The organism is Lysinibacillus agricola (assembly GCF_016638705.1).
Lineage (GTDB): Bacteria > Bacillota > Bacilli > Bacillales_A > Planococcaceae > Lysinibacillus > Lysinibacillus agricola.
The window spans coordinates 2093801-2118100 of the sequence record NZ_CP067341.1 but is presented as its reverse complement, the minus strand read 5'-3'; the positions used below and the strand labels follow the sequence as shown (position 1 = coordinate 2118100).

At 35.7% G+C, this 24300-nt stretch carries 19 protein-coding genes and 1 pseudogene; 3 read left to right on the top strand and 17 right to left on the bottom strand.

Features of this window, described 5'->3' with window-relative positions; genetic code table 11:
• Positions 1 to 7 precede the first annotated feature (7 nt).
• The 7 genes from FJQ98_RS10055 to FJQ98_RS10025 all read right to left on the bottom strand — a co-directional run bounded on the left by FJQ98_RS10055 (position 8) and on the right by FJQ98_RS10025 (position 5940).
• On the bottom strand, positions 8 to 925 hold the full coding sequence (locus tag FJQ98_RS10055) for a phosphotriesterase family protein (RefSeq protein WP_053592936.1): 918 nt from the start codon (positions 923 to 925) through the stop codon (positions 8 to 10).
• A 20-nt stretch (positions 926 to 945) separates the two neighbouring features.
• Positions 946 to 2214: a PTS ascorbate transporter subunit IIC gene (ulaA, locus tag FJQ98_RS10050; RefSeq protein WP_053592935.1), complete on the bottom strand. Its 1269-nt coding sequence runs from the start codon at positions 2212 to 2214 to the stop codon at positions 946 to 948.
• A gap of 3 nt (positions 2215 to 2217) precedes the next feature.
• Entirely contained in the window at positions 2218 to 2505 is a 288-nt protein-coding gene (locus tag FJQ98_RS10045; RefSeq protein WP_053592934.1) for a PTS sugar transporter subunit IIB, read from the bottom strand.
• Position 2506: 1 nt separating this feature from the next.
• Positions 2507 to 2947 carry a PTS sugar transporter subunit IIA gene (locus tag FJQ98_RS10040; protein WP_053592933.1) on the bottom strand — a complete coding sequence of 147 codons (441 nt, stop codon included), beginning with the start codon at positions 2945 to 2947 and terminating at the stop codon, positions 2507 to 2509.
• Between the two features lie 17 nt (positions 2948 to 2964).
• A complete protein-coding gene (locus FJQ98_RS10035) occupies positions 2965 to 3717 on the bottom strand; it encodes a GntR family transcriptional regulator (RefSeq protein ID WP_053592932.1) in 753 nt (250 codons plus the stop codon).
• A 479-nt stretch (positions 3718 to 4196) separates the two neighbouring features.
• A complete protein-coding gene (locus tag FJQ98_RS10030; RefSeq protein ID WP_053592931.1) occupies positions 4197 to 5240 on the bottom strand; it encodes a DmpA family aminopeptidase in 1044 nt (347 codons plus the stop codon).
• A gap of 1 nt (position 5241) precedes the next feature.
• On the bottom strand, positions 5242 to 5940 hold the full coding sequence (locus FJQ98_RS10025) for an aspartate/glutamate racemase family protein (protein WP_053592930.1): 699 nt from the start codon (positions 5938 to 5940) through the stop codon (positions 5242 to 5244).
• Positions 5941 to 6497: 557 nt separating this feature from the next.
• Here FJQ98_RS10025 and FJQ98_RS10020 point away from each other — a divergent pair.
• The gene (locus tag FJQ98_RS10020; protein ID WP_053592928.1) at positions 6498 to 7892 is read left to right on the top strand and encodes an alanine/glycine:cation symporter family protein; all 1395 of its coding nucleotides are present in this window, start codon (positions 6498 to 6500) and stop codon (positions 7890 to 7892) included.
• A gap of 56 nt (positions 7893 to 7948) precedes the next feature.
• Here the strand turns inward: FJQ98_RS10020 and FJQ98_RS10015 are convergent, their stop codons facing one another.
• Together FJQ98_RS10015 and FJQ98_RS10010 are read right to left on the bottom strand one after the other, a co-directional pair.
• Positions 7949 to 9910, bottom strand: coding sequence for a HAMP domain-containing methyl-accepting chemotaxis protein (locus tag FJQ98_RS10015; protein ID WP_053592927.1), 1962 nt, complete (start codon positions 9908 to 9910; stop codon positions 7949 to 7951).
• A 295-nt stretch (positions 9911 to 10205) separates the two neighbouring features.
• Entirely contained in the window at positions 10206 to 11885 is a 1680-nt protein-coding gene (locus FJQ98_RS10010) for a methyl-accepting chemotaxis protein (protein ID WP_053592926.1), read from the bottom strand.
• 530 nt (positions 11886 to 12415) lie between these two features.
• Here FJQ98_RS10010 and FJQ98_RS10005 point away from each other — a divergent pair.
• A pseudogene (locus FJQ98_RS10005) lies at positions 12416 to 13445 on the top strand (IS1595 family transposase).
• A gap of 204 nt (positions 13446 to 13649) precedes the next feature.
• Here FJQ98_RS10005 and FJQ98_RS10000 read toward each other — a convergent pair.
• Positions 13650 to 14183 (bottom strand): hypothetical protein, encoded by a 534-nt coding sequence (locus FJQ98_RS10000; RefSeq protein ID WP_053592925.1) that lies wholly within the window; start codon positions 14181 to 14183, stop codon positions 13650 to 13652.
• A 701-nt stretch (positions 14184 to 14884) separates the two neighbouring features.
• On the opposite strand from FJQ98_RS10000, the gene FJQ98_RS09995 reads away from it, so the two are divergent.
• Positions 14885 to 15439: a hypothetical protein gene (locus tag FJQ98_RS09995; RefSeq protein WP_053592924.1), complete on the top strand. Its 555-nt coding sequence runs from the start codon at positions 14885 to 14887 to the stop codon at positions 15437 to 15439.
• Between the two features lie 406 nt (positions 15440 to 15845).
• Here FJQ98_RS09995 and FJQ98_RS09990 read toward each other — a convergent pair whose 3' ends face one another.
• The 7 genes from FJQ98_RS09990 to FJQ98_RS26745 form a co-directional block, all read right to left on the bottom strand.
• Positions 15846 to 17213, bottom strand: coding sequence for an aspartate aminotransferase family protein (locus FJQ98_RS09990; protein ID WP_053592923.1), 1368 nt, complete (start codon positions 17211 to 17213; stop codon positions 15846 to 15848).
• Between the two features lie 54 nt (positions 17214 to 17267).
• Positions 17268 to 18251: an asparaginase gene (locus tag FJQ98_RS09985; protein WP_075807159.1), complete on the bottom strand. Its 984-nt coding sequence runs from the start codon at positions 18249 to 18251 to the stop codon at positions 17268 to 17270.
• Between the two features lie 167 nt (positions 18252 to 18418).
• Complete coding sequence (locus FJQ98_RS09980) at positions 18419 to 19900, bottom strand: sodium:solute symporter family protein (RefSeq protein ID WP_053592922.1); 1482 nt, start codon at positions 19898 to 19900, stop codon at positions 18419 to 18421.
• The gene (locus FJQ98_RS09975) at positions 19897 to 20097 is read right to left on the bottom strand and encodes a DUF3311 domain-containing protein (RefSeq protein ID WP_053592921.1); all 201 of its coding nucleotides are present in this window, start codon (positions 20095 to 20097) and stop codon (positions 19897 to 19899) included. The genes FJQ98_RS09980 and FJQ98_RS09975 overlap by 4 nt, the downstream gene beginning before the upstream one ends.
• 210 nt (positions 20098 to 20307) lie before the next feature.
• Positions 20308 to 21711: a dihydroorotase gene (locus tag FJQ98_RS09970; RefSeq protein ID WP_053592920.1), complete on the bottom strand. Its 1404-nt coding sequence runs from the start codon at positions 21709 to 21711 to the stop codon at positions 20308 to 20310.
• A gap of 204 nt (positions 21712 to 21915) precedes the next feature.
• A complete protein-coding gene (locus tag FJQ98_RS09965) occupies positions 21916 to 23202 on the bottom strand; it encodes a GTP cyclohydrolase IIa (protein WP_053592919.1) in 1287 nt (428 codons plus the stop codon).
• Positions 23203 to 24038: 836 nt separating this feature from the next.
• Entirely contained in the window at positions 24039 to 24185 is a 147-nt protein-coding gene (locus tag FJQ98_RS26745; RefSeq protein WP_241774482.1) for a hypothetical protein, read from the bottom strand.
• Between the last annotated feature and the right edge of the window lie 115 nt (positions 24186 to 24300).

The following is a 24300-nucleotide window of genomic DNA, read 5'->3' as shown; positions in this document are numbered from 1 at the left end:
ATCACTCCTAAAATTTTGCTAACCAATCAGCTGGGTTTGTATAGAAAATTTGATTAATAGCATGTTGGGAAATTCGTTCGTTCAACATTCTAGGAATGAATTTTTGTTTAATATATCTAAAGCCAGGACCACCACCATAAGCGTGTAAATAGCTTTGTCGCCCCATATCTCCTGATATGAGTAACTTATGACCATATCCATGTGCCAGAACATTTTTAATTAAATCTATTCTAATATTATCCGGATAATATTTAACTTTCCCAGGTCCATCGAATTGGATATAGGCACCACGTTCTAAAATATTTAAGTGATAATAAGGATCAGCATTTCTATCACTATGTCCTACAGCAACCAAATGCAAGTCTACCCCTTCATCCTCTAAAATATCTAACATTTCTATTCCCTGTGTTCCAGATTCAGTATGTAACCATACAGGAGCACCGGTTATTTTTTGGGCTCTACCGACAGCTCGTGTTATCTTTTCTTCCAGTGGATGTATAACGTTATACCATGATCCAGCCTTTAATATTCCAGCTTTTGCATCGGATCCATCCATTCCAACTTGTATATCATGAACTAATCTAACTACAATTTGATCGATACTTTCTGTTTCAACCCAATCATCAAAATAGATATGTTTATTGAAACCCGTGACCCCTAATACATTAACGCCACTTTCCTCAGCCATTTTTTTAAGTTTATTACCATCTCTTCCATAGTCGAGGGTAGAAGCATCTACCAAAGTTTCACCCCCGATTTTTTTAAATGTTTTTAATTCTTCTAGGGAAGCTTCGTAATTTGTTAGTTCAAAGTCACGATCTTTTTGTTGTGGAGGAGGACAACACCATAAATGTTCATGAGAATAAGTAAACCCTAGTGCTTCTTTGCTAATATCACCTAAAACAGTTCTAATTTTGTCAGTCATATTTATCACTCCTTTAAATTTTATATTGTAATACCAAACAGGGAACCGATTAATCTAATAAGTAAAGCGACGATAATAGCATCTGTAGACGCAAACCACAATCCGCTTATGCCATAGTCGCTCAAATCAATAATTGGATAAGCTAGGGCCACTATCATTTGAAATGAAAATCCTAGTACCACGCCAGCAATTATGGCGCCACGACGTCCCCCCATTGCATTCCCGAATACACCTGCAGCTCCTCCCATAAAGAATAAACCAATCACGGAAGGTAAGACCACAACAGGTAGCATAGTAGAAATGAGTGTTGCTCCCAATCCACCTACTAAGGCAAATAAAAATCCTATAGTCGTTGCCGTTGGTGCAAAAGAATAGAAAATAGGGATATCTAGCGCTGGTTTTGCACCTGGAACAAGTTTTTCGCTAATTCCTTTGAAAGCAGGTACTAACTCACCTAGGAACATTCTAACTCCTTGTAATAATACAAGAATACCGACAACAAAAGTGAACGCTTGCATGATTGCAAAGAGAGCAATATTTTGACCACCCGAAAGCTCATTCATAAGTTTAGTGTCGACAAAGAATGAAGTGACTAAATAAATAATAGACATAACAATTCCCATTAATATTGACATTTCTTTTAAGAAATCTAACTGCTTTGGAACATTCATGTTCTCAGCCGAGTGTTCTTTATTTCCCAATTTCCCACCAATCCAACCACTTATCCAAACAAGGGAACTCCCCCAAAATCCAAATCCTACACTATCGTTATTAGTTACTTTTCTTACGAAAGGCTGTGCTAATGCAGGAAATAGCACACTGGAAATCCCTTGAATTAATGAGCCTAGTAGAATAGCTTTCCATCCGTGAATGCCCATTTGATCAAAAACGATTGCCATTGTCGCAGCAAAAGAAAACATCATATGGCCAGTTAAGAAGATATATTTCCATTTTGTTATTCTGGCTAGTATAACGTTGACGATAAAACCAAAAACTAGAATTAAAGAAGTTTCTGTTCCTAGAACATTTTGCACAGCAGCAGCTATAGCATTATCTTCTGCTATAACGCCAGTTAATTTGAAAGCGCTTTCAAACATTTGACTAAATGGAACCAAGCTACTTACAATGATGTTTGCCCCTTGTTGTAGCATGATGAAGCCAAAAATAGTTTTTAAAGTACCTTTAATAATATCGGATCCAGATTTTTTGAGAGCTATAAGCCCAATAGCTGCGATTATCCCTAAAATAAAGGCAGGGGTTGATAAAACTCCAGTAATAAAACTTAGCATATTTTATCCTCCTCGTGTATGGTATTCCGTAATATATGGCAGTACTTTTTCTTCAATTTCATTTTTATCCAGTAAGTTAATGATGGGTACTACAGGTATATCATTATTTTCAAGTTCTTGCGCTATTTCGCTTGATGCTACTATCAAATCGGCGTTTTTTCCTTTTGCAGAACTTAAATCGGTAGCTTCTCCATCAATTGTAAAACCATTTTTATTTCCTAAATCTTGAATTTCCATTAGTAACATTAAACTCGTTCCAAACCCCATACCACAAACAGTCAAAATAAACATTTTAACTAACTCCTCTCAAAATATTATAGATTTCCATTGTGTCAGTTGACTCTTTTAACCTAGTTACTTTTTCTTCATTCATCAAGACGGCGCTTAAATCTCTTAACATATCTAAGTGAAATTGTTTGTCTACACCCCCAATCGGAATAATAAGTTTAACGTCATCATTTTGTGGATGTCCAAAAGATAGAGGAGTTTTGACTCTCACAAAAGCTATACATTGTTCGTTCACTCCGAATTCTGGTCTTGCGTGTGGAATAGCTATGTTAGGTGCTAACACAATGTAGGAACCTAACTTTTTATAACCATTAATCATTTCTTCTACATAACTTTGTTCAACACTGTTAGATTGAAGCAGTAAATCTCCAGCGAATTGAATGGCTTCTTCAGGAGATGTAAGCTCCACATCTAATGCAATTTGTTCAAATTTTATTGGTAACATTATATCTCTCCTTAAGTTTATGGAATGATGTGTTTTTTTCTTCGGCCTTCTAGTTCAACAAAATACTCATATCTATCGCCACGTACAACCATATCTACTACTTCTACAGGAACTTTGTTCTTTATGAATGAAGTTCTTCTAACGTGTAAGACGGCAGTGCCTTCCGGAACCCTTAATTTAGTTGCTTCATATGAGGTAGCAGACCTAGCTGTTATAACCTCCTCAGCACTTTCTAAAAAAATGTTGTATATTTCCTCTAAATCCTTATATAAAGAATCAGAAGATAGACCGTTTTTTTCCAAGTTCGGGACATACTTGTTTCTTAAATAATTTATCATTATAACAACTGGCTCATTTTCGACTGCACGTACCCTTGCAATAGATACAACTTTTTCGTCTGGCCCCAGTTTTAAAGAGTCACGCAATTTTTTTGAAGGTTCTACTTCCTGAATACTTGTTTCCAAAGTTAAAGATTTTTTCTGCTTAATCCCCATTTCTTCAGTCCAGCTAAAAATAGTTCCAATATCTTGTGTCATTTTGTTATTGTTAACAAAAGTTCCTCTTCCTTGCTGCTTAACAACAACACCACTTCTTTGTAACTCATCTATAGCGTTTCGGACTGTCATTCTGCTAACACCATAAAGTTTTTCTAGTTCTTTTTCAGTTGGAAGAACTTCCCCAATTGTCATATTTTTCTCTATATATTCTGTCAGAACTTCTTTCAATTGAATATACAGAGGTACGGAAGATTGTTTGTTCAATTTTTTCAATTTGTTACCTCTTTCATTTTTCTTGATTACATCATATAACATCATGACCTATAAGTAAAATATTTATTAAAGGTTATTACCTTTAAGTTTGAAGAGAGTGATTAATTATTGAAAGTGTTTGTAGGCATTTCGTTGTTTCAGGATTACTAGTAGATCGTAAGTTTCTATTCATATAAGTAAAGAAATCTACTAGATGAGCCTTAGTTAATTGAATCAAATTTAATTGGTAATAAAAAAACCTCCATTTTGATACTAATCAAAATGAAGGTAAATTTTTCTTTTTCCCTACTAAACAGGCCAACAAAATAGTATTTTTATTAATATTTCGTGCCCTAAAGATGAGGTTTCATTTACAGAAGAACAAATATGACATTGAATACTTTTTTTATCAAAGCTAAACCAGAACGATCTCGCTGGTAGTAAAGAGCTAAAATTTATATGCTCCAATTTTATCTAATGACATCCTATCATTCATAAAGTCAAAATTGATAAGCTTCAACTGTATGACCATTTCGACCAATAGTAGTCTGTGCCTGTGATAGTGAATTTAAAATGGCTTCCTCTGTTGCTTCTGCAGCTGCTGCAAATAATTGATTCATAATAGGGTGATCCTCACGTAGTTGTGTACGTGTTTCAACAAGCTGATCTGATAGATGAGCGATATGGTGTGCTGTTGTGAATCCAATGACAATATCCCCGCTACCATGTGAAAAATGACTACCTGTACGTCCTAGTCCAATGCCACAGCGTTTAATGACACGTGTCAGTTGACGACTACTAAGCGGAGCATCAGTGGCAAGTACGATGATAATGGAGCCATCTGTTGGAGATAATGTTGATTCACTTTGAGCTTTGGAAACAAGATATTGGTGTGCTAGAAACTCTGAGCTTTGCCCGAAATTACTAAGGACCATACATCCTATCGTATAGTTCGTTGACTCATGTGTCACGATTCGGGAAGATGAGCCAATCCCACCTTTGTAGCCAAAGCACATCATTCCTTTTCCTGCACCAACTGCTCCTTCCACTGCAATTTCATTTGACGCCTTGCGAATCGCCTCCACAGCATGCTCAGGTGTGACAGGACATTCTCGAATGGAATTTAAATAGCTATCGTTACATTCCCCGACTACGATATTAATAGTTCCTGTTGAATGACCTATTTCACTATTCGTATCTAGCATAAATTGCAGCGTTCCTTGTGTTACAGCTGGAACGCCAAATGTATTGGTGAGCATAATTGGCGATTCAATAACCCCTAGCTCATTCACCTGAACGAGCCCTGTCGTTTTCCCAAAACCATTTAGCACATAGCTTGCAGCAGTAACCTTTTGCTGAAACAAATTGCCCTCATGTGGTAAAATCGCAGTTACTCCTGTACATGCATAGGCTCCGTCTTGATTAATTTTCTCATCAAGCGTTACATGTCCTACATGTACGCCAGCTACATCGGTAATACAGTTTTTCTCACCAGTTGGTAACGTTCCAATGACGATCCCTATTTCTCGTACTTTTTTTGGCATATTAATCCCCCTTATGAATCGCCATATTTACAGCTGCCTGTGCATGTAAAACTGTTGTATCAAAAACAGGTACGTTAACATCCTCCTGTTTAATAAGTAATCCAATCTCTGTACAGCCTAATATAATTCCTTGTGCTCCCGATTGCACAAGGTTCCCAATCACCTGTAAATAATATTCCTTCGATGTTTGTTCAATTCGACCCAAGCATAATTCTTCATAAATGATACGATTGACCTCAGTACGCTCGTTCGCAAGCGGAACAAGTACCTCAATGCCAAACCCCTCTACTCTAGCTCTATAGAAATCTTGCTCCATCGTGTACTTTGTCCCAAGAAGGGCAACTTTCTGTAAACTAGCTTTTTCTATTTGATTTGCTGTCGCATCCGCAATATGTAAAATTGGAATGGTGATCTTTGCCGCAATGATATCAATGACCTTGTGCATTGTATTTGTACAAATGACAATAAAATCTGCCCCTGCACTCTCTAAAGATTGCGCTGCTTCTCCCAGCACTTGACCGGCCTTCTCCCACGCTCCCTCAGCTTGATATCTCTCGATTTCTTGAAAATCTACACTATACAAAATACATTTTGCTGAATGCAAGCCTCCTAATTGTTGCTTTACCTCTTCATTCATAAAACGATAATACTCTGCAGAAGACTCCCAGCTCATTCCGCCAATCATGCCAATTGTTTTCACGCAATTTCCCCCTTTAATTTGGCTTTTCATCATAACATTGGGTAGTTTTCCGTTCCGACTGGGCGCGTCCAATCAACTTAGTTTTAACAAATTTCATACCCAACTTTTGGTGATGAGCCTTTAATTTCATTATTATACTAAAAATCCTAGGAGAAATAAGGGAATTTTCGAAAAATAACCTTTTACTAGCTTTAACACTGTTCTTCCATTTCTTCAGCTTTTCTTTTCGTAATCCTTGCAAATATCTAATTAACATAACCATCACCAGAAAGTACCAATTCAAAAGAAAGTAAAATCCTATACGTTACCTCCTTTTCATTTCAATATACATTTTTCTTTGGTATTATTACTCGGTAAAATTTCGACATATTTCTGTATTGAGTACTAGCAAGTATCTATTATCTTCGTCACTGCACCGGACTTTGAACTAGATATTTCTACTATTGTAAAAATATTTTTCACATCAAATTCATTTCTATAATTCAGTATTTTCAAAAAGTGGATATATTACAAAAAAACAGTGTAGACTAAAGCGTACTGAGATTGGAGGAAAGCAAATGGAATGGATATCGAATATTGTAAATGATGCTAATAATATTTTATGGACATATATCCTCATTGTATTGTTATTAGTTGCAGGATTGTATTTTTCATTCGGCACAAAGTTTGTGCAAATTCGACTTTTTCCTGAGATGTTTCGTTTAATAGTTGAAAAAAGAGATGGAGATTCAGGTGTTTCTCCGTTCCAAGCCTTTACGATTAGCGCAGCCTCACGTGTAGGTACTGGGAATATTACAGGCGTTGCACTAGCAATCGGCGTAGGTGGACCTGGAGCGGTATTTTGGATGTGGATTATCGCCATATTAGGAATGGCCACTGCTTTTATTGAAAGTACACTTGCACAGGTGTACAAAGTAAAGGATGGCGATACGTTTCGTGGTGGACCAGCATATTATATGGAAAAAGCTTTAGGTCAACGTAAATTAGGAATCGTTTTTAGTATTCTTTTAACGTTAAGCTTTGGCTTTATTTTTAATGCTGTACAATCAAATACGATTGCAACTTCTGTAGGTGAAGCATTTGATATTGAGCCTTATATCATCGGCATTTTGTTAGTCGCGTTAACGGCCATGATTATTTTTGGTGGCGTACATAGAATTGTAAAAGTTACGCAAGTACTTGTACCAGTTATGGCTGTCTTCTATTTAATAGTCGCGCTTTTTGTTGTCGTGACGAATTTTTCTGAAATTCCTGCGGTTTTCAAGCTGATTTTCTCACAAGCGTTTGGTCTTCAGGAGGCTGCTGGTGGAGCGATTGGAATTGCTATTATGCAAGGTGTACGCCGAGGCTTATTTTCCAATGAAGCCGGGATGGGTAGTGTCCCTAACGCCGCCGCTACAGCTAATACTTCACATCCTGCAAAGCAAGGGCTTGTGCAAAGCTTAGGAGTATTTTTTGATACAATTATGATTTGTACTGCAACAGCGTTTATCATTATTTTAGCGGGTCTATACAATACTGGTGAAAGCGATGGAATTATTCTTACACAAAATTCCTTAGCTGTACATGTAGGTGGATGGGCTCCTTACTTTATCGCTATTGCGATTATTTTCTTTGCCTTTAGTTCCATCGTTGGAAATTACTATTACGGTGAATCTAATATTGAGTTTATGAATGCTCATAAAGGTTGGATGTTTGTCTACCGTATTTTAGTGCTTGGTATGGTGATGTTTGGTTCTATTGCACAGGTACAGCTTGTTTGGAACCTAGCAGACCTGTTTATGGGACTTATGGCTTTAATAAATATTGCGATTATCATGTTACTTGGCAAAATAGCCTTCCTCGTGTTAGACGATTTTACAATGCAACGGAAAACCGGCAAAAATCCTGTATTTTATGCAAAATCAATTCCAACATTGAAAAATACAGAATGTTGGGAAGAAGATCGATAATGATACAAAAACGCCACTCCTCAAAGGAATGGCGTTTTTTGGTATGTCTAATTATGTTAATATTTAAATTGACTAATTAGCTTTTTTAGCTCATCTGCCATATGCGCTAGAGCTTGTGCAGAAGCATTAATTTCTTCCATCGAAGCTAATTGTTCCTCTGTAGACGCCGCAACGTCCTCAGAAGCAGCTGCATTTCCTTTTGCTGAAGATGCCAAATCCTCCGTAACAGCTGTCACCTCTTGTACACTTGCTGACATTTGTTCAGAGGCAGAAGACACCTCTTCCATTTTAGGAGTAATTTTATCCATGCTTGCCTTTATCACTTGGAATTTCGTGATGGCTTCATCAGATACTTGTAGACCATTTTGAACATCTTCTGTAACTTTTGCCATGATGTTTACAGATTGTTCTGTTTCTAACTGAATGCCTTGGATTAGCTCGAAAATTTGTTGTGCAGATTCCTGCGATTGCTCCGCCAGCTTTCTTACTTCATCCGCAACGACTGCAAAGCCTTTTCCGTGCTCCCCAGCTCTTGCTGCCTCAATTGCTGCATTGAGAGCAAGTAAGTTAGTTTGATCCGCAATGCTTGTAATCACATCTAAAATGGACGTAATTTGCTGAGAGCGTTCATGTAATGTTTGAATTTTCGTATTTGAATCAGTTACCGATAAATGAATAGAATGCATTTGATCTTTTGTATTTCGGACTGCTTTACCACCTTCATCTGCTTGTAGCGTTGCGTGCTGTGAAAAATCCGTCACAGTAGAAGAGATTTCCGCGATATGAAGAATGGCCTTAGAAAGTTCATGTAACGATTCTGCATTTTTGTTGGCACTCGTCGTTTGCGTATCTGCACTTGTAGCAACATCTTGAATCGAAATGGCAACCTTTTCTGTTGCGATACTCGTTTGATTGGCATTGGCTGTTAGCTCTTCTGCCGACGATGCTACCTCCTCAGCGTTTTGTTCTATTTTTTGAATAAGTGTCCTCAGACTGTCTTGCATATCGTTAAAGGCTTGCCCTAGCTGTCCAATCTCATCACGAGAGGTAATCGTCACTTTCTCAGTTAAATCACCATTACTAATTGTCACTGCGCTATCCTTAAGCGATCTAATCGGTTTTATGATTCCCTTCATAACAAAATAGAAAACAATCGTACTTATAACAATCGCAATAATTAGCACGAGTAACGTATGATATAAAATGGATGATGCCGATTCGTCAATTTCCTTTGCAAAAATTGTGCCGGTAATTTTCCAACCCGTCAATTTATTCGTTGTAAAGAACATAATACGATCATCACCGTCAAAGACGTATTCATACGTGCCAGATTCGCTTTTGTACATCTGATCTAGAAAGCTCTCTTTTAATTCCCCACCCGCTTCTAAAGAAGGGTGTGAAATGATCATATTATTTTCGCCAAAAATAGAAGAATATCCATTTTTTCCGATATTGATTGAGTCTGCAATTTTTTGAAGGTCTGTCAATTTTATATCAATGGCTACTACCCCAGATTGATCTTTTATCTGACGAGCAACTGTTACGACCATATCTCCATTTCCTGCATCTATGTAGGGATTCGTTATTACAGTTTCGCCCTTTAATGCCGTAGCCTCTTTATACCAATCTCTTTCTAAAGGATTATAATCCGCGCTATTCAATCTTGGTTCTTGAATAAATGCTCCCTCATTTGTTCCAATATAAATGCTTAAAACATCCGGACTCACCTTCATATATTGCTGGAAATCAGCTAATATTGCGGTTTCCTTCTGTTCATACATAGAAGAATCTATTTCCTCGCTATACACATTGACCTCATTTATTTTTTCACTAATGGTTTTATCAATAAGCGTATTTAAAATTTCTACACTTTCATTTGCACTAAATAATATTTCTTCTTTTATCGAATTTTTTGCCGAAAGATACGAAAAACTTCCTACAGTAATAACCGGGATTAGCAAGATAAGAGCAAATAACGTGTAAAGCTTGCCCTTAAAGCTTCCAAATAATTGTTTCATGCAACAGCTCTCCTTTTGTCTTTACTAGTTCTTAAAATGTGTTTTGTCCAATTTTGTGATTTCTTTTTAGACTCTAAAAGGAATGCCACCTCCTGGTTCACAACCTCCTCCTTTTTTATCGATTTAATTTCACCCTAGGCTTTTATCGGCCGAAATACTTAAATTCAAACCCCATTTTTCATTTTTTTGATTTCTGTAACATAAATTCTTCTATTTATGCACTTCTTCATCATTTAACTAAACATAGAACCCCTATGTATCATGCTTTAGCTATGATGCATAGGGGCTCTTGTTGTTAGTATTTAAATGTCTGAATTGATTCCTGTAAGTCAATCGCCATTTTTGCTAAATGTGTAGAGGCCGCTGCTACTTCTTCCATCGCTGCATTTTGTTCCTCAGAGGATGCCGCAACACTTTGAACATTACCACTCGATTTCATGGATACTTCGCTAATATAGTCGATTTCTTTTACAAGTTTTTCAATATCTAAATGTATCGTTCGAATTGCCGCTGTCACTGATTCGGTCTGTGCTTGCACGTCATTAATGGCATCGTCAATTTGTATGAAATTATCTCTCGCCACATTTACTTTTTCACGACCAACTATTACTGAATCATTACTATTAATCATGTCTTCCTCGATAACCCTTGTACTCTCAGTAATTTGCGCAACAACCTTTTCAATATCTACTGCAGCTAAATTCGATTCATCTGCTAGCTTCCGTACCTCTTCTGCTACTACGGCAAAGCCCTTGCCATGCTCACCGCTTCGTGCTGCTTCGATAGAGGCATTGATGGCCAATAGGTTTGTTTGGGTCGCAATATTTTTAATAACATTGACGGCAGAAACGATTGCCGCTGTATTTTCATCTAAATCTTTAACACGTGTACTTAGCTCTGCTGTATTATCCGAAATTTCATTCATCTGTTCAATGACATTACGAACTGAGGAACGCCCTGTGCTAGCCATATTTTTGGTTTCTACAGTTGCATCGTTAACATGATCAATACTCGTTGATATGTCATTCATTTTTTTCAAAATATGCGAAGATAAGTTTCGTACATCACCTGTCAATGTATCCTGTTTTTCGATACCATGTGCAATATCTTGAATCGATTCTGTGACAACTTCTGTTGCCTGTGTCACTTCCATACTACTCGCCGTTAGCTGCTCGGAAGTTGCTGATACCTGTTCAGATGAATTACCAACTTGCTTCATAGTATGTCTAAGCTTTTCCGACATCGAATTAAAGGAAGCTGCCAACTGTGCAAACTCATCTTTTGTTTTAAATTGCAGTTGCGTTTGTAAATTGCCATTTGAGAATTTGTCCATTTCTACTACAGTTTGTTGAATATTTTTCGCTACTCGTCGACCAAAAACTGTCGCAATAATAATGCTTATAAGTAAGGACACTATTGCTAATACAGCAATTTCTTTGCCACTTCTGTCGCCTTTTTGCTTTGTAGCCTCTATACGCGCCTGCATTTCGTCCTGCTGAGCTGTAGCCATCGTTTTCCCAAACTCAACGAGCTTCAGAGAGCCTTTCCCTAAAATCGGTAATGCCAACTGCTGTGCTTGCTGTTTTTCACCACTTTGAAAAAGAGGCACAATTTGTTCATCTATAGGCTTTTCCCATTCCTCTAACTGCTTTAAAAATTGTTCAAAATCTGCATTTTTATGTCCAAGTTCTTCAATACGATGAATGGATTTATGTAAGGTATCTCGTATTTCAAGATGATTGTTGAGCATATCTTCTTTCCCATATAACATATACCCTCGAATGGCTGCATTTGCCCGAACCGTTTGGAAGGAAATATCATTATACAAGTTCATTAATTCCGTGTTTTTTTCGATTTCCGCAAGTGTGTGTTTATTATCATTTAAATAATACATTGCAATACTAGTGATTAGTAATAGAAATACTAATACTATACCAAAAGCAAATTGTAGTTTTCGTTCTACCGTTAATCTCATTCGATTCCCTCTATTCTACTATTTACATCAACTATCTTGATTATAGACCAGATATACCTATTATCCTATAAAGAGTGCGTCTTTTCTCATGAATTAACACTAAAATTTTACAAAAATTAAAACACATCTCCAAATGTCTTGACTTCTGTAAATTCAGTTTTAATAGTTAAAAAAAGAACACATAGCAAGTCATCCAGCCAAAAATGTCCCTACGGCTCGTATAGGTCTAATTCCTAATACGATGCCAAGTATGATTTTTGAATAGACACCTCTCTTACTATAAGATCACCTCCATAACAAGGATTGATTTCCGTTCCGGCTTGGCGCTTTCCTGGATGTTTTTAGAAAAAACTTTTTAAAAAAACAACGGTTTGTGAGCTTGTATCATTGTCATCAAGCTGGTCTTCATTCCTAAATTTGGATATAATATTATTATAATAATGGCTCTGTTAAAGATTAATGTTGAAAATTGATACCTTTCAATTAATTGGTTATAATAAGAACAAACATTCTTAATGGAGGGTTCAACGATGAGTAAAGCCTTTAGCAATTTATTAAAACATATCGATAAATTATCTCATACAGATAAAGAACGAGTGTTTCAATGGGTAAAACGCTATGTTGAGCCTTCCTCAACTGCTGATGGTCGGTTAATTGATGAAATGAGAGAAGTGCGTTTTAAAGAAGGTTTTGAATGCCCTCATTGCACCTCAGAACATATTAATCGCTTCGGTAAAGTGAATGGTCGTCAACGATATCGCTGCAAGGCTTGTCGTAAAACATTTATGGATACTACAAATACAATTCTTTATCGAACTCGAAAAGGTAATGAATGGATTGCTTTTGTTGAATGTATGTTTAAAGGCTATTCCTTGCGTAAATCAGCAGAAATTGTGGGCGTTACTTGGGTTACATTATTCTATTGGAGACACAAGTTGTTATGGGCTCTTAAACAAATGGATTTTGAACAATTTGATGGTATCGTTGAAGTGGACGAGACTTATTTTTTGTATTCTCAAAAAGGGCAACGTGGCATTAGTGAACGTAAACCACGTAAGCGAGGCGGCAAATCAACACTAAGAGGGATTAGCAAGGAACAAGTCTGCGTTCTAGTTGCAAGAGACCGAACTAAATCAACCGTTTCAAAAGTGGCTTGTATGGGGCGTGTTGTGAAAACTAAAGTTGACGGTATGATAGGCTCTAAACTAACACCTAATAATGTACTTGTAACAGACGCTTGGAGAGCTTATAAAACGTATGCCAATGAAAAAGGGATAGAACACTACCGTATTTAAATCAGACGATGGGAACCACGTTATCAAAGGTTTGTATCATATCCAAAATGTAAATGGACTTCATTCACGTTTAAAACATTGGATACATCGTTTTAAAGGGGTAGCTTCTAAATACCTTGATAATTACCTTGCTTGGTTTTTATTTGTGGATAGTCATAGTAATGAAAGTACAAAGCATAATATTAAAGAATTTCTATTGACATCGTTTATTTTTGAAATGACAGAAACCTATCAAAGTTTACGTTTATCGAAATTCAATCTGTAATACTCGTTTGACTACTAGGGCTTTCACCAGTTTGTGAGGATTTGCAGCGTTAAACGAAATAAAGTTACCAAACGACGCTTTGGGGATGTTTGTATATTAACTTCAACGTAGAATATGTCGAGTTAGTGCTCTTCATATCTCGGTCGTACCAAGAGCTGAGGGCTTGAAAAAGAGTAGGCACATAAATTTATGTGCCTACTCTTTTTATGGTTGATATACAAATCTTAATGTTTGTTTTGTGTAATAAATATAAGTAATTACTGATAAACTTGGCGCAACACCACTTGCATATACAGTTACTACATAAGCATGGTCACCTGTAAGAGCTGCTTCTGCTAGTTTTGTAGGCCCACTGTTAAATGCTTTGGCAACTGCTATTGAGACACCCCCGCCTGTAGGTATTGCAGCAGCTTCAATTATATCAAGAATAGACATCTGTAAGCTTTGTCTATCTTTCATATCGTTTAAAACTTTATTACTTAAATAGCCCTGATGTTTAATAGGCTTATCTACTTCAATTACTGTGTAACCATTAAATGGTTCAATAAGGGTATCATTCAAAGGATTTAAACTTAAGTTATTATCCAAATCAACTTCAATTACTGTATGAGTAATATTTTCTTCAACATAGGAATTTTCTTCAGCGTTGGAATTTTCCGAAAAATAAATTACACTTAATAAAAAGATGGTAACGAAAGAAGTTAAAAATTTTAAATAGTTACTAGTTTTAACAGTCATATACTTTTCCTCCAGTCCTTTTTTACGACATATCCATAATTTACATCATTAACAAAAAATGTAAATAGAAAGGAGGCTAGAATCTTATGAAATTATATTTGATGATTATGTTTTGGAGTTCAATTTTGGTGTTAGCTATTCTAATTATTAAAGATTATCAAAATAATGTTAATCCGTTTACCGAACCTCTCACTGCTCTTGTGTATTTAATAATTATTTTTTGGATTATATTTTTTTCTATAATGTATTTCACAAAGTATAAGAAAATTAAAATGGATTAGAAGTTGCTACTCTTACTCTTTTTTATTTATTCCCTTTCTTCTAGCCAACTGTAGAAGGCTGATAGAATATCGCTGTTTTTTAGTAAATATAATATAAATTTCAAATAAAAAAACGTTCCCAAATGTAAGTTGGGGGACATTTTAAAAAGGCACGAACGTTGATTTAACAGCGTTTCGTGCCTTTTCTTGTGAACATTTTTTATACATTATTTTATACAGATGGCTCAAATGGTTGAAACAACTGTATTTGCGCTTGAGGGGTGTGTTCTCTATCTTGCATAAAATCGTGTATATTCCTTATTGTTGTAAATCTCTCTTACTATACCTAAATCACAATAAATCAGGTTTCAAAAATTATATTTTTAAAAACAACAATTAAATTTAACAGAGCCATAAAAATAAAAGGAGAGAATTAGAGAAATGAGTAAGCCAGATTTGTATGTTAGTTTAGTAGTAGGCTCTAATTGTGATATCGAATCGTTTGCATTACGGTCAGTACTCGAGTCATTTGGGGTACGAGTAACACTTCATTTAATAGGAAGACCTAATGATTTAATTGATGTTTTATTTGGAGAAGATTTTGATGATCGAATGGATTATTTAATTTTAAACTTCCATGGGGATGAAGGGCGCTTTTGCATGCCAGAACTAGGCGAAGATGTATATGAATTAGATGAACCTAGAGGTGAATTTTTCGGTCCACAAGAGATCTTAAAATATTGTAAATTAAAAGATGTGAAGGTTATTGCCTCTGGCTGTACTTTAGGTGAAAAGCAGCTAGCTACTGCATTTTTAAAAAGCGGTTGCCACTCTTATTTGGCCCCGGATGATTACATAGATGGTCATGCGAATTTAATGTTTCTCATAAGATTTATGTATGAAATCATTGCTAATGAGCGCACACAGCAAGAAGCCTTTGAAATCGCAAAATCTATTGACGATGAAACTTCGATGTATCAGCTTTATTTTGCATAGAAAACAGCAAAAAATCGTAGCTATACAATTGGCTACGATTTTTTATTTTGTTGAATCTTAAATCTTCCCTTAGGCTAGAAAGTTTTTTTTTCGCATATGATATACCTAAATATAACAAAGATGTTTATAATAATGAATAAAAAAATCGCTTGAATTCTATAATTCTAAAAAATTCAAGCGATTTTTTGATTACTTCTAACCTGTGCTATGTCAACTGAAGATGTATAACTGTTGCAGATTACCTTAGAAAAAATCACATACTTTATCCAACATTAATAGCATTTTCACTATCTACAGAAGAAGACATCCCTTGTCTTCATTCAGGAGTCTGATAAATGATAGTAAATCCCACTTAACTTTTTTATTATGATTCTTTCGAGGTCCATCTAAAAAAACCTAGTGATATTTACATCTTCTTAAAAAGTACTCTTTCAAACGCTTCAAGCGTATAGTCTATTTCTTTTTGTCCATGAGCTGTAGATAAGCTGTATCTATTTAACGGCTTCGTATATATTCCTTCTGCAAGTAGGTGAAAGTCTATTTCTTTTCTCAAACTGAAATTACACTGTTGCAAATCACGGTAATTGTGAACATGTTTTTTCTCAGTAATGACAATATTAAAGATACTTCCAACACCAATTGTTTGCATGGAGATACCACGAGTAGCAAATAACTGCAAAATACCTTCTTTTAATTGTTCTGTACGAGAAAGTACTTGATCCATTTCTTGCTCTAATACATCTAGTACTGCCATTCCTACAGACAAAATAGTTGGGTGGCCATTGTATGTACCACTATGGAAGAGTACATCTTTCGCACTTGATTTTCCACTTGTACTTTGGTCAAATACATCAGAGGCAGTTAGTGGAGCACTCACCATCATGATTTCTTTTTTTCCACCTATAATCCCTATAGGAAAACCACCGCCAATAACTTTACCTAGCGTTGTAATATCTGGTTTAATGTGATAAAGCGATTGAGCGCCACCTATTCCCATGCGGAATCCTGTTTTTACCTCATCAAATATAAGAAGAATCCCTAGATCCTCTGTAATTTCCCTTAAGCCTTTCATAAATTCTTCTTCTCCAGGAATAAATCCTGCCTGTACAGGTTCTAACATCACAGCTGCTATCTCATGCTGATTTTTCTTTAAAATATCTGCACATGCATCTAAATTATTAAATGGAAGAATGATTGTATTTTCTACTTGAGAGGGCTCCACACCTTTTGATTCAACAATCGCCTTTGGTGCATCCGATGATCCAGCTTCTGCAACGGGTGGATTCACACTTATTAGAACCTGATTGTAGCCACCGTGATAATGGCCTTCAAATTTAGCAATTTTATATTTTTCTGTATAGGCATAAGCCATTCGGATTGCTAATAACGTAGCCTCTGTCCCCGAATTCGTATAACGAATCATTTCCATGCTTGGATAATACTTTTGAATTCTTTTCCCCATTTCTACTTCAAGCGCATGAGGAGTTCCAAACAGAAAGGTTCCATTATTTTCCAATTGCTCTTGTATGGCTTGAATAATATTAGGGTGCCCATGCCCAAGCATTAAGGAACCATAAGATAGAAGATAATCAATGTACTGATTGTCATCTACATCTGTTAAATACGCCCCACTTCCTTTTTTCATAACAACAGGATACGGGTCAAATGATTTAATATTCGCAGTGACCCCACCCGGCATAACTTTTTTTGCATCTTCCATCAACCTTTTGGATGTAGGTGTTTTTTTCTCAAATTCTGTATTTAATTTATTCATAATTAAGCCACCTCGTTTATAAGCTTTTAATTTTAAAGCTAGTATTTTAGCACCTTATAAGATTGGTTTGGATAAATGTTTATAATATTCAAAAATCTCTTGATGTGTTTTTCCAGACATTAAAAGTAAGCTAAGTAATACCCTTGATTTTCTTCCATCTAGCCAGCCTGAACTAATTAAACCTTTACTAAGCAACGATGTTTCAGATCCAGGATATCCTCGATATGTCTGCGTTAATACCTCACCACTTCCCGTACGTGAAGCTAAAATGACCGGGATTTCCTGCGCTAAATCAGCAAGTGTTTCCACCATACTAGTGGGCACATGTCCTCCTCCAAGCCCTTCAATTACTATACCTTTAAAGCCAAGATCTTTTGTTTTTGTTAAAAGCCTGCCATCATCTCCTAGTGAAACTGTATAAAGCGCAATAGGAACTTCCTCTGTTTCTATCTTAAATGAACGATTTAATTCATTATTCGGTCTCATTGCTAAATAAGGAATACCTTCTGCAATCCATCCAATTGGACCACATTCAGATTGAAATGCTGCTACATTTTGGGTATGTGCTTTTCTTACAAACCTTGAACAATGAATTTCATCATTAAAAACAACAACTACACCAATTCCTTTTGTCACTCCACTTGCCGCAACTAAAATAGAAGCAAGTAGATTCGCTGGACCATCTGCACCACGTAAATTAGGATTCCTCATTGCTCCAGTTACAACAATTGGAACTTTAGGCTCGATAAGTAAGTCAAGCAAATATGCTGTTTCTTCAATAGTATCTGTTCCTTGAGTGATGACAATCCCGTCTACACCTGAATCAATCGCTGACACAATTTCTCTCGAAAGTTCCACAATATCATCAATCGATAATGATGAGGAAGCAATTTGTCGAAAAGAAGTTGTTATCACATTCGCTATATTCGATATTTCAGGAAGGCCCTGTACTAAATCTTCACCAGTTACGATTGGTTTATCTGTATCTCCCATATAAGCAATTGTTCCTCCAAGGGAAAAAATATGAATTTTTTTCAAATGTCCTTCCTCCCTAACAAGTTTTTTAATCTATACTTCTGTTTTTCTTGGAACGTCATTAGTTAGTTCATAAATCTCATGAACCATCTACATATTTTCCTGTTAAATCGAGAATTTACAAAACTTCATATATTTAGACTGTATTTTATTGCTTATCATAAACGGACTTAACTTCCTTCCGTTTCTTCTGTTACTTTACTCTGAACATAGTTGCCACGAGTAACAAGGCTGACAACCACGAGTACTAAAACATTAATCCCCAGCGCAATAATTCCAACATTGAAATCTTTGATTACCTGTGGTAGAAATGGAAAGAGCATACCTATAGTTGTATTTGTAAGCGAAATATATGCGACCGTTAATACTCCGATAGAAATTCCAGCAAAAGCCCCCTGTTTTGTAACAAAGTTATTTTTTGACAAACTGAATAATAACGCTGGGAATAATTGAGTTACAAGGCTATATCCCATTACTAGTAAGGCTACAATGGTTTTCCCGCCATAAATCGATAGATAAAGTGATACTCCTGCAATAACGGGAACCAAATATTTTGCTATTTTCGATATTTGTTCCTCTGATGTCTCAGGTTTCAATACTTTGTAAACATTTTTTGCTAGCATTGTGGATGCGTTCATTAAAAGCATTGATCCAGGAACTAGAGCTGCAAAGATGCCACCTGCCCCAACTAACCCCACAAACCATGGATCAAACGTTTGTGCAGATAATTTGAGCAGGATGAGATCAACTTCCTTTCCTTGAAGGCCTGGAATTATCAAAATCGCACTAGACCCAATGAAAAAGATAAATAACAATACCAACTGATAAAGGGGCATCAATATGGCATTTTTTCTGAAAACCTTTGCATTTTGAGCAGAATAAGTTGCACTAAAAAGATGTGGCCACATATAGAAACCAAGAGACGAGATTAACACGGTTGTTAAAAACCATGATGGATTTTGTCCACTTTCAGGTAGGGCAAGAAAACCCGGTCTAGCCTCTTGAATAGCTTCAAACATTTCACCAATTCCACCATAATAATGAATCGGAAGATAGATTCCTAGAAACACCACAATAAATAACAGTAAAAAATCTTTTACAACAGCTGTCCATGCTGATCCATGAATACCTGAAATTAGAACATAAACGGTTATGACAATCGCTCCGATACAAATTGCTATATTTGGCGAAATCGTACCATATGAAGCTTGTGAAACGATGATTCCTAACCCATTCAATTGAATAATGAAATAAGGGATCATTGCAATCACACCAATAATAGCGACTAATACTCCTAAGTAAGGACTATTATATTTAGTAACAAAAAAATCTGACTGGGATACAAGTTTGTTTTGCTTAGCATTCTGCCAAATCTTTGGCAAAATGAAATAGGAGATTACATAGGCTAGGGTACCGTAGCACATAATAAAAAGTGCAGCACCACCGTTACTATATGATTGGCCACTTGAACCAAGGAATGTAGTAATTGTAAAGGCTTCACCTGCTATCAGTAGGAACATAAAAATGGCCCCAAATCCCCTTCCTCCTACTGTCCATTGTTCAAGATCCATATCTTTTCCCTTTTTTGCTTTTATCACGAGATAAAACGACAAGATGATAGAGCCAATAATAACAATAAGTGCTACATTCATCTCATATCACCTTCTTTATTATCAGGATCAAAACGGTAAACGATTGCCATAATAACTGATGTAAGAATAACCCAAAGTGAACACCAAAATGCAAAGAACGGCAACCCTAAAACAAATGGTGTAACCTTGTTAGCAAAAAGTGCCCCACTTATAAAACCGATGAAAGGAAGTATCGCTAATAATTTTATCCATTTCAACTCATGTCATCCTCCTTCATATATTAAAAACAAAAACATAGTGTTACAAAATGATAATAATTTCTAACTAAACCAAATGTTCTAGATGAGAACATTTGGGCCATATTATTAATTGTGTGTTCTCTCTCCTCCCTACTCTTTGAAAATACTTTTTTATAGGTTTTATACCACCTAATAATACGTAATATCCTTTTTTCAATAATCTTAGGTTTAGTTCTGATATAGTAAACTTTTCTCAAGATTAACAATTTGGTAGTCTAATTGAGATTTCTGTGCTGTTTTTATCCCCGCCTCTGTAGTTAAAAGTTGGCCACCCCTTCCTAAAACGATACCGTCTCTCATATTCATATTACCTCTTACAAAACTCATAACTGCTTCTGATTTATCGATATCAAGAACTGTTATATCTGCATCTGCCCCGACTCCTAGATGTCCTTTACTTACTAATCCAAACATTTTGGCAGGATTCAGAGAAATTTTTGTCACTACGTCTTCTATCGATAAATAACCCAATTGATAAAGAGAAAGGACACGTTTGACAAGATTGTTGCGCGGAATCCCTCCTCCATCGGTAGAGGTTAGCCCAATAATAAAATCCCCGCCAGGTTTGACTCTTTCTACAGCACAAGCGACTGCAGTTGTTGGTAGATTTACCGGGAAGCTGATGAATGCATTTGTCTCTTTTTCTTTCCAATATAGAAGAGCTTCGTTACTCGAAAGTAACTCATTAGTTGTTGGTCCATTTTTTATCACGCTGACCGTACCGTCCAGTATTGCTTGTTCCAATCCTTTTTCCGTCAATGGATAACTGTATCGTTCAAGACATACCCGAGTCACATAATCTTCTGGGGTACCATCCTTACAGTTTCCTTTCGTTCCATTCATTACTGCTAAATGGGAATCGGCATATACATTGCGATTTTCACGCAATAAAGTCAATGCTTCCTTCAATTCATCTAATGGGTGTGATTCTCGCCCACGACAATACGCATTAATATGTGCTAAAAGTAATTTTTTACCGCGTGCGAGTTCTATGGCCTCGCGCATTCCACTCATATCACTTGCAGTCATTGTGGTTCCAGCGTGAAATGCTACCATCGCTTGAAGCTTATTCGCAATTCTCATTCCTTCTTCGGTTGCCTCTGGTGTTAGAGGAGCATGTCCTCCAAACAACTTCAAGCCTAATGATCCGTTTTCTAGAGCTGAAGATAAAAACCCTTCTATTTCAAAAGACGACGGATTCTGACTGTTTATCTTTCCACGACCAGGAATTATTGCCTCTATGGAGCCTACATTCAATCCTGAACCCCATGTATTAAGATCATCTAAAACATCTTGAACTGGTCCCGCGAAATCTATCGTGGTTGTTACACCAGTTTCTGCAATCATTTTATAGCCAACAGCTCCGCCTAAATATCGAGTTACATGGGTATGCATGTCAATCACACCAGGGATAATTACTTTCCCTTGAACATCAATGACTTTATCTCCCTTTTCAATCTCTTTTTCAACCATCACAATCTTTCCTTCTTTAATCCCTACATCAAAATTGCCGTTAACCTCATTTCCTGAATCAACCAAAGTACCATTTTTCAATACAAGATCAAATTTCAAAAATATCCCCCTAGTTTGTGACCTATTTATGTCATGTCCTTTATTGGATTCTATCACAAAAGAATATTGGATTATACTATAAATTTATATTTTTCTAAAAATTCTAAATATTTTAACTCTATAGCTAGTACTCTTAAGATCTCTTGTTGCACTGAGAAAATAAAAATAGCTGTCGAAGTTTTTTCGACAGCTAAAAATTTATATTTAAAAATTCAACTTATAATAGCGTCTCGGTCTTCCTGTTGAAAAGGGTTGATCAAAGCTAGTAATTGTAGCATAATCATACTTTTCTAATACTGAAAGTAATCTACGTGCACTTCTTAATGAACAACCATAATACTCGGACAGCTCATTTGCAGAGATTATTTCTTTTCCAATTTTTTTATTTATCACTTGAATTTTAGAGAGTGTGGCTGGACTTATTCCTACTTTTTTACCAATCAATTCTATTTCCTCGTTATATCCTGATATATATTCTATTTCATTTGGCTCTTGTAGTGGTCCCATAAAGGTACCATTGATTTTACGAATAAAAGCACAGTTCCCTCCCTCATCTTTTGCTCTCCTAACAGCAATACGAGCGTTATTTGTTGCTTCATTTGCTGTTAGACCTTCTCCAATACCATAACTAACTGACATTGGTATCGTTTTACGTATTTGTTCAAGTAAAAAATTTGATTGATCATCATTTAAACCTTTTGAAATTCTCCCTGTAGTACTATAAATAATAAATTCGTCCCCTCCTGAAAAAACTACAGAAGATTGTGATGCTGCTCCATATTTTAGAATGAGATCATAAAGTTTTAACTTCAAACTTTGTACTTCATATTCTGAGTAGTTGTTCATAATAGACTGTATGTTATCTACATTGAAAATACCTACACTAATTTGAGCTTCTTGTTTTTTTAAACTAGTGATTTCGAGTATTAATAATTCTAATGTTTTCCGAAGTGCAAATTTGCTTGGAACAACTCTAAAACAAGGTATTCCTTCCATTTTTAATTTTTTGTAAGTAGTCAAAAAACTAGTAATACAAAAATTAACTTTTCCTTGTTGAAATAAGTCCATATGATAATGCGTTACTTCATCTGAATTAAGAGGATTAAATTCACCCATATAAATGTTTTCAAAAGGCAACTCTAATTCCTCAAAAACCTCTTTAATCTCTGAAGTTTTAAATACGTCTATACTGAATTGGCTGATATTTAGATTATGGACATAACGAATGTTAAAAAGTGTACGATAAAGGGTTGTTATATCATGTTGTACATACTCAACTGGAACTGATAAATCTATAGAATTTATAGCAATCTGGTAAGGGGCCACTCCAGTAAATAAAAATCCATCGACCTGATCTTCATACTCTTTTATCATTGGAATGATAGAATGGTGTTCATCATATAACAGAGACACATAATTAATTTTATATTCATTAAAAAGTGGTATAGCCTGTTTTAAAGAATCTTGCGGGCTAACAATTGCAATTTTCATACCTTTCACCTCCAAAATTCACTAACCGACAACGTTCTTATAACCTTTTCTGATTATCGTAATAACTGCTTCTCTTAAAAATTGAAAAATATAATCCCTATACCTTAACCAATTCCCAAATTTTCGTAGCTTTGTTTCAAACCTGTGTATATATTCCCTCACTCGTCCAATTTTGTCATCGCCTTCATACTTCTGCCCAATCTTTATTAATCTTTCAGTTATAGTTGGATTAGAAAAAAAGCCTCTTTATCAATCACCTTTCGTGACCTTTCTTCAATTTTTTTATTAAAGATACTGCATTTGTTAGGTTGTAGTTTCTAATTCCTCTATAATCCCTAGCATTTCTTTTAGCATATTTCATCCTGGACATTTAATATTTCCTTTCTCATAAATGACTTGTATACTCGTTAATTCGTTTACTATTCTAAATATCCAATTCCAATAGTAAACCAAAACGCTTAAATATCAAGGCTTCTTGCGTTTTGAGTTTCTTGTAACACAATACCTTCTCAGACGAAGATAAAAAGTAATAAATGAAAAAAACTCCATTTCTAATACATAAAAAAGAACTATGACACTGGGTATATTCTTCTTAGCGTATATTCTTCAGGTTTTATTCCAAAAATTCGCAATTTCATCATCTCCTAAGTTTATTTAGCTTTTTTAGGTTTATCAAACATTTTATCCGCAAAATCTTTTCTGGCTCCACTGACTACATATTTTAAAAAACCCCACTAAGCTGTAATACATCATCCTACCACTCTATCCTTTACAATGTAATATTATTTCTATCGCCGATTATACGTAATAATCTCCTGATTGCGGAAAATACTTCATTAACATTTCCTGAAGCGAGTTGTATAGTAATTCTGCTTCCCATGAATCATGCAAAAAAAAATCTTTCCTTCTTTATTCATTAAAACAGGATTACCTGAGCCATCATCTGAAACCACATAAGCATCTTTCAATTCTTGTGGAATCATACCTTCTACACCTTTCTAAACCGATGAGTTAGCTCTACTACAGTGGCTTTTCCCAATGTAGTTCCGTTTTTAAATGAATAGATAGAAAATCCTGCACAAGCACCCCCAAAATAAT

What these genes read in the sequence shown, in the direction of transcription:
- FJQ98_RS10055 (WP_053592936.1), bottom strand. Translation starts at nt 925, where the DNA reads ATGACTGACAAAATTAGAACTGTTTTAGGTGATATTAGCAAAGAAGCA.
- ulaA (WP_053592935.1), bottom strand. Translation starts at nt 2,214, where the DNA reads ATGCTAAGTTTTATTACTGGAGTTTTATCAACCCCTGCCTTTATTTTA.
- FJQ98_RS10045 (WP_053592934.1), bottom strand. Translation starts at nt 2,505, where the DNA reads ATGTTTATTTTGACTGTTTGTGGTATGGGGTTTGGAACGAGTTTAATG.
- FJQ98_RS10040 (WP_053592933.1), bottom strand. Translation starts at nt 2,947, where the DNA reads ATGTTACCAATAAAATTTGAACAAATTGCATTAGATGTGGAGCTTACA.
- FJQ98_RS10030 (WP_053592931.1), bottom strand. Translation starts at nt 5,240, where the DNA reads ATGCCAAAAAAAGTACGAGAAATAGGGATCGTCATTGGAACGTTACCA.
- FJQ98_RS10020 (WP_053592928.1), top strand. Translation starts at nt 6,498, where the DNA reads ATGGAATGGATATCGAATATTGTAAATGATGCTAATAATATTTTATGG.
- FJQ98_RS10015 (WP_053592927.1), bottom strand. Translation starts at nt 9,910, where the DNA reads ATGAAACAATTATTTGGAAGCTTTAAGGGCAAGCTTTACACGTTATTT.
- FJQ98_RS10010 (WP_053592926.1), bottom strand. Translation starts at nt 11,885, where the DNA reads ATGAGATTAACGGTAGAACGAAAACTACAATTTGCTTTTGGTATAGTA.
- FJQ98_RS10000 (WP_053592925.1), bottom strand. Translation starts at nt 14,183, where the DNA reads ATGACTGTTAAAACTAGTAACTATTTAAAATTTTTAACTTCTTTCGTT.
- FJQ98_RS09995 (WP_053592924.1), top strand. Translation starts at nt 14,885, where the DNA reads ATGAGTAAGCCAGATTTGTATGTTAGTTTAGTAGTAGGCTCTAATTGT.
- FJQ98_RS09990 (WP_053592923.1), bottom strand. Translation starts at nt 17,213, where the DNA reads ATGAATAAATTAAATACAGAATTTGAGAAAAAAACACCTACATCCAAA.
- FJQ98_RS09980 (WP_053592922.1), bottom strand. Translation starts at nt 19,900, where the DNA reads ATGAATGTAGCACTTATTGTTATTATTGGCTCTATCATCTTGTCGTTT.
- FJQ98_RS09965 (WP_053592919.1), bottom strand. Translation starts at nt 23,202, where the DNA reads ATGAAAATTGCAATTGTTAGCCCGCAAGATTCTTTAAAACAGGCTATA.
- FJQ98_RS26745 (WP_241774482.1), bottom strand. Translation starts at nt 24,185, where the DNA reads ATGATTCCACAAGAATTGAAAGATGCTTATGTGGTTTCAGATGATGGC.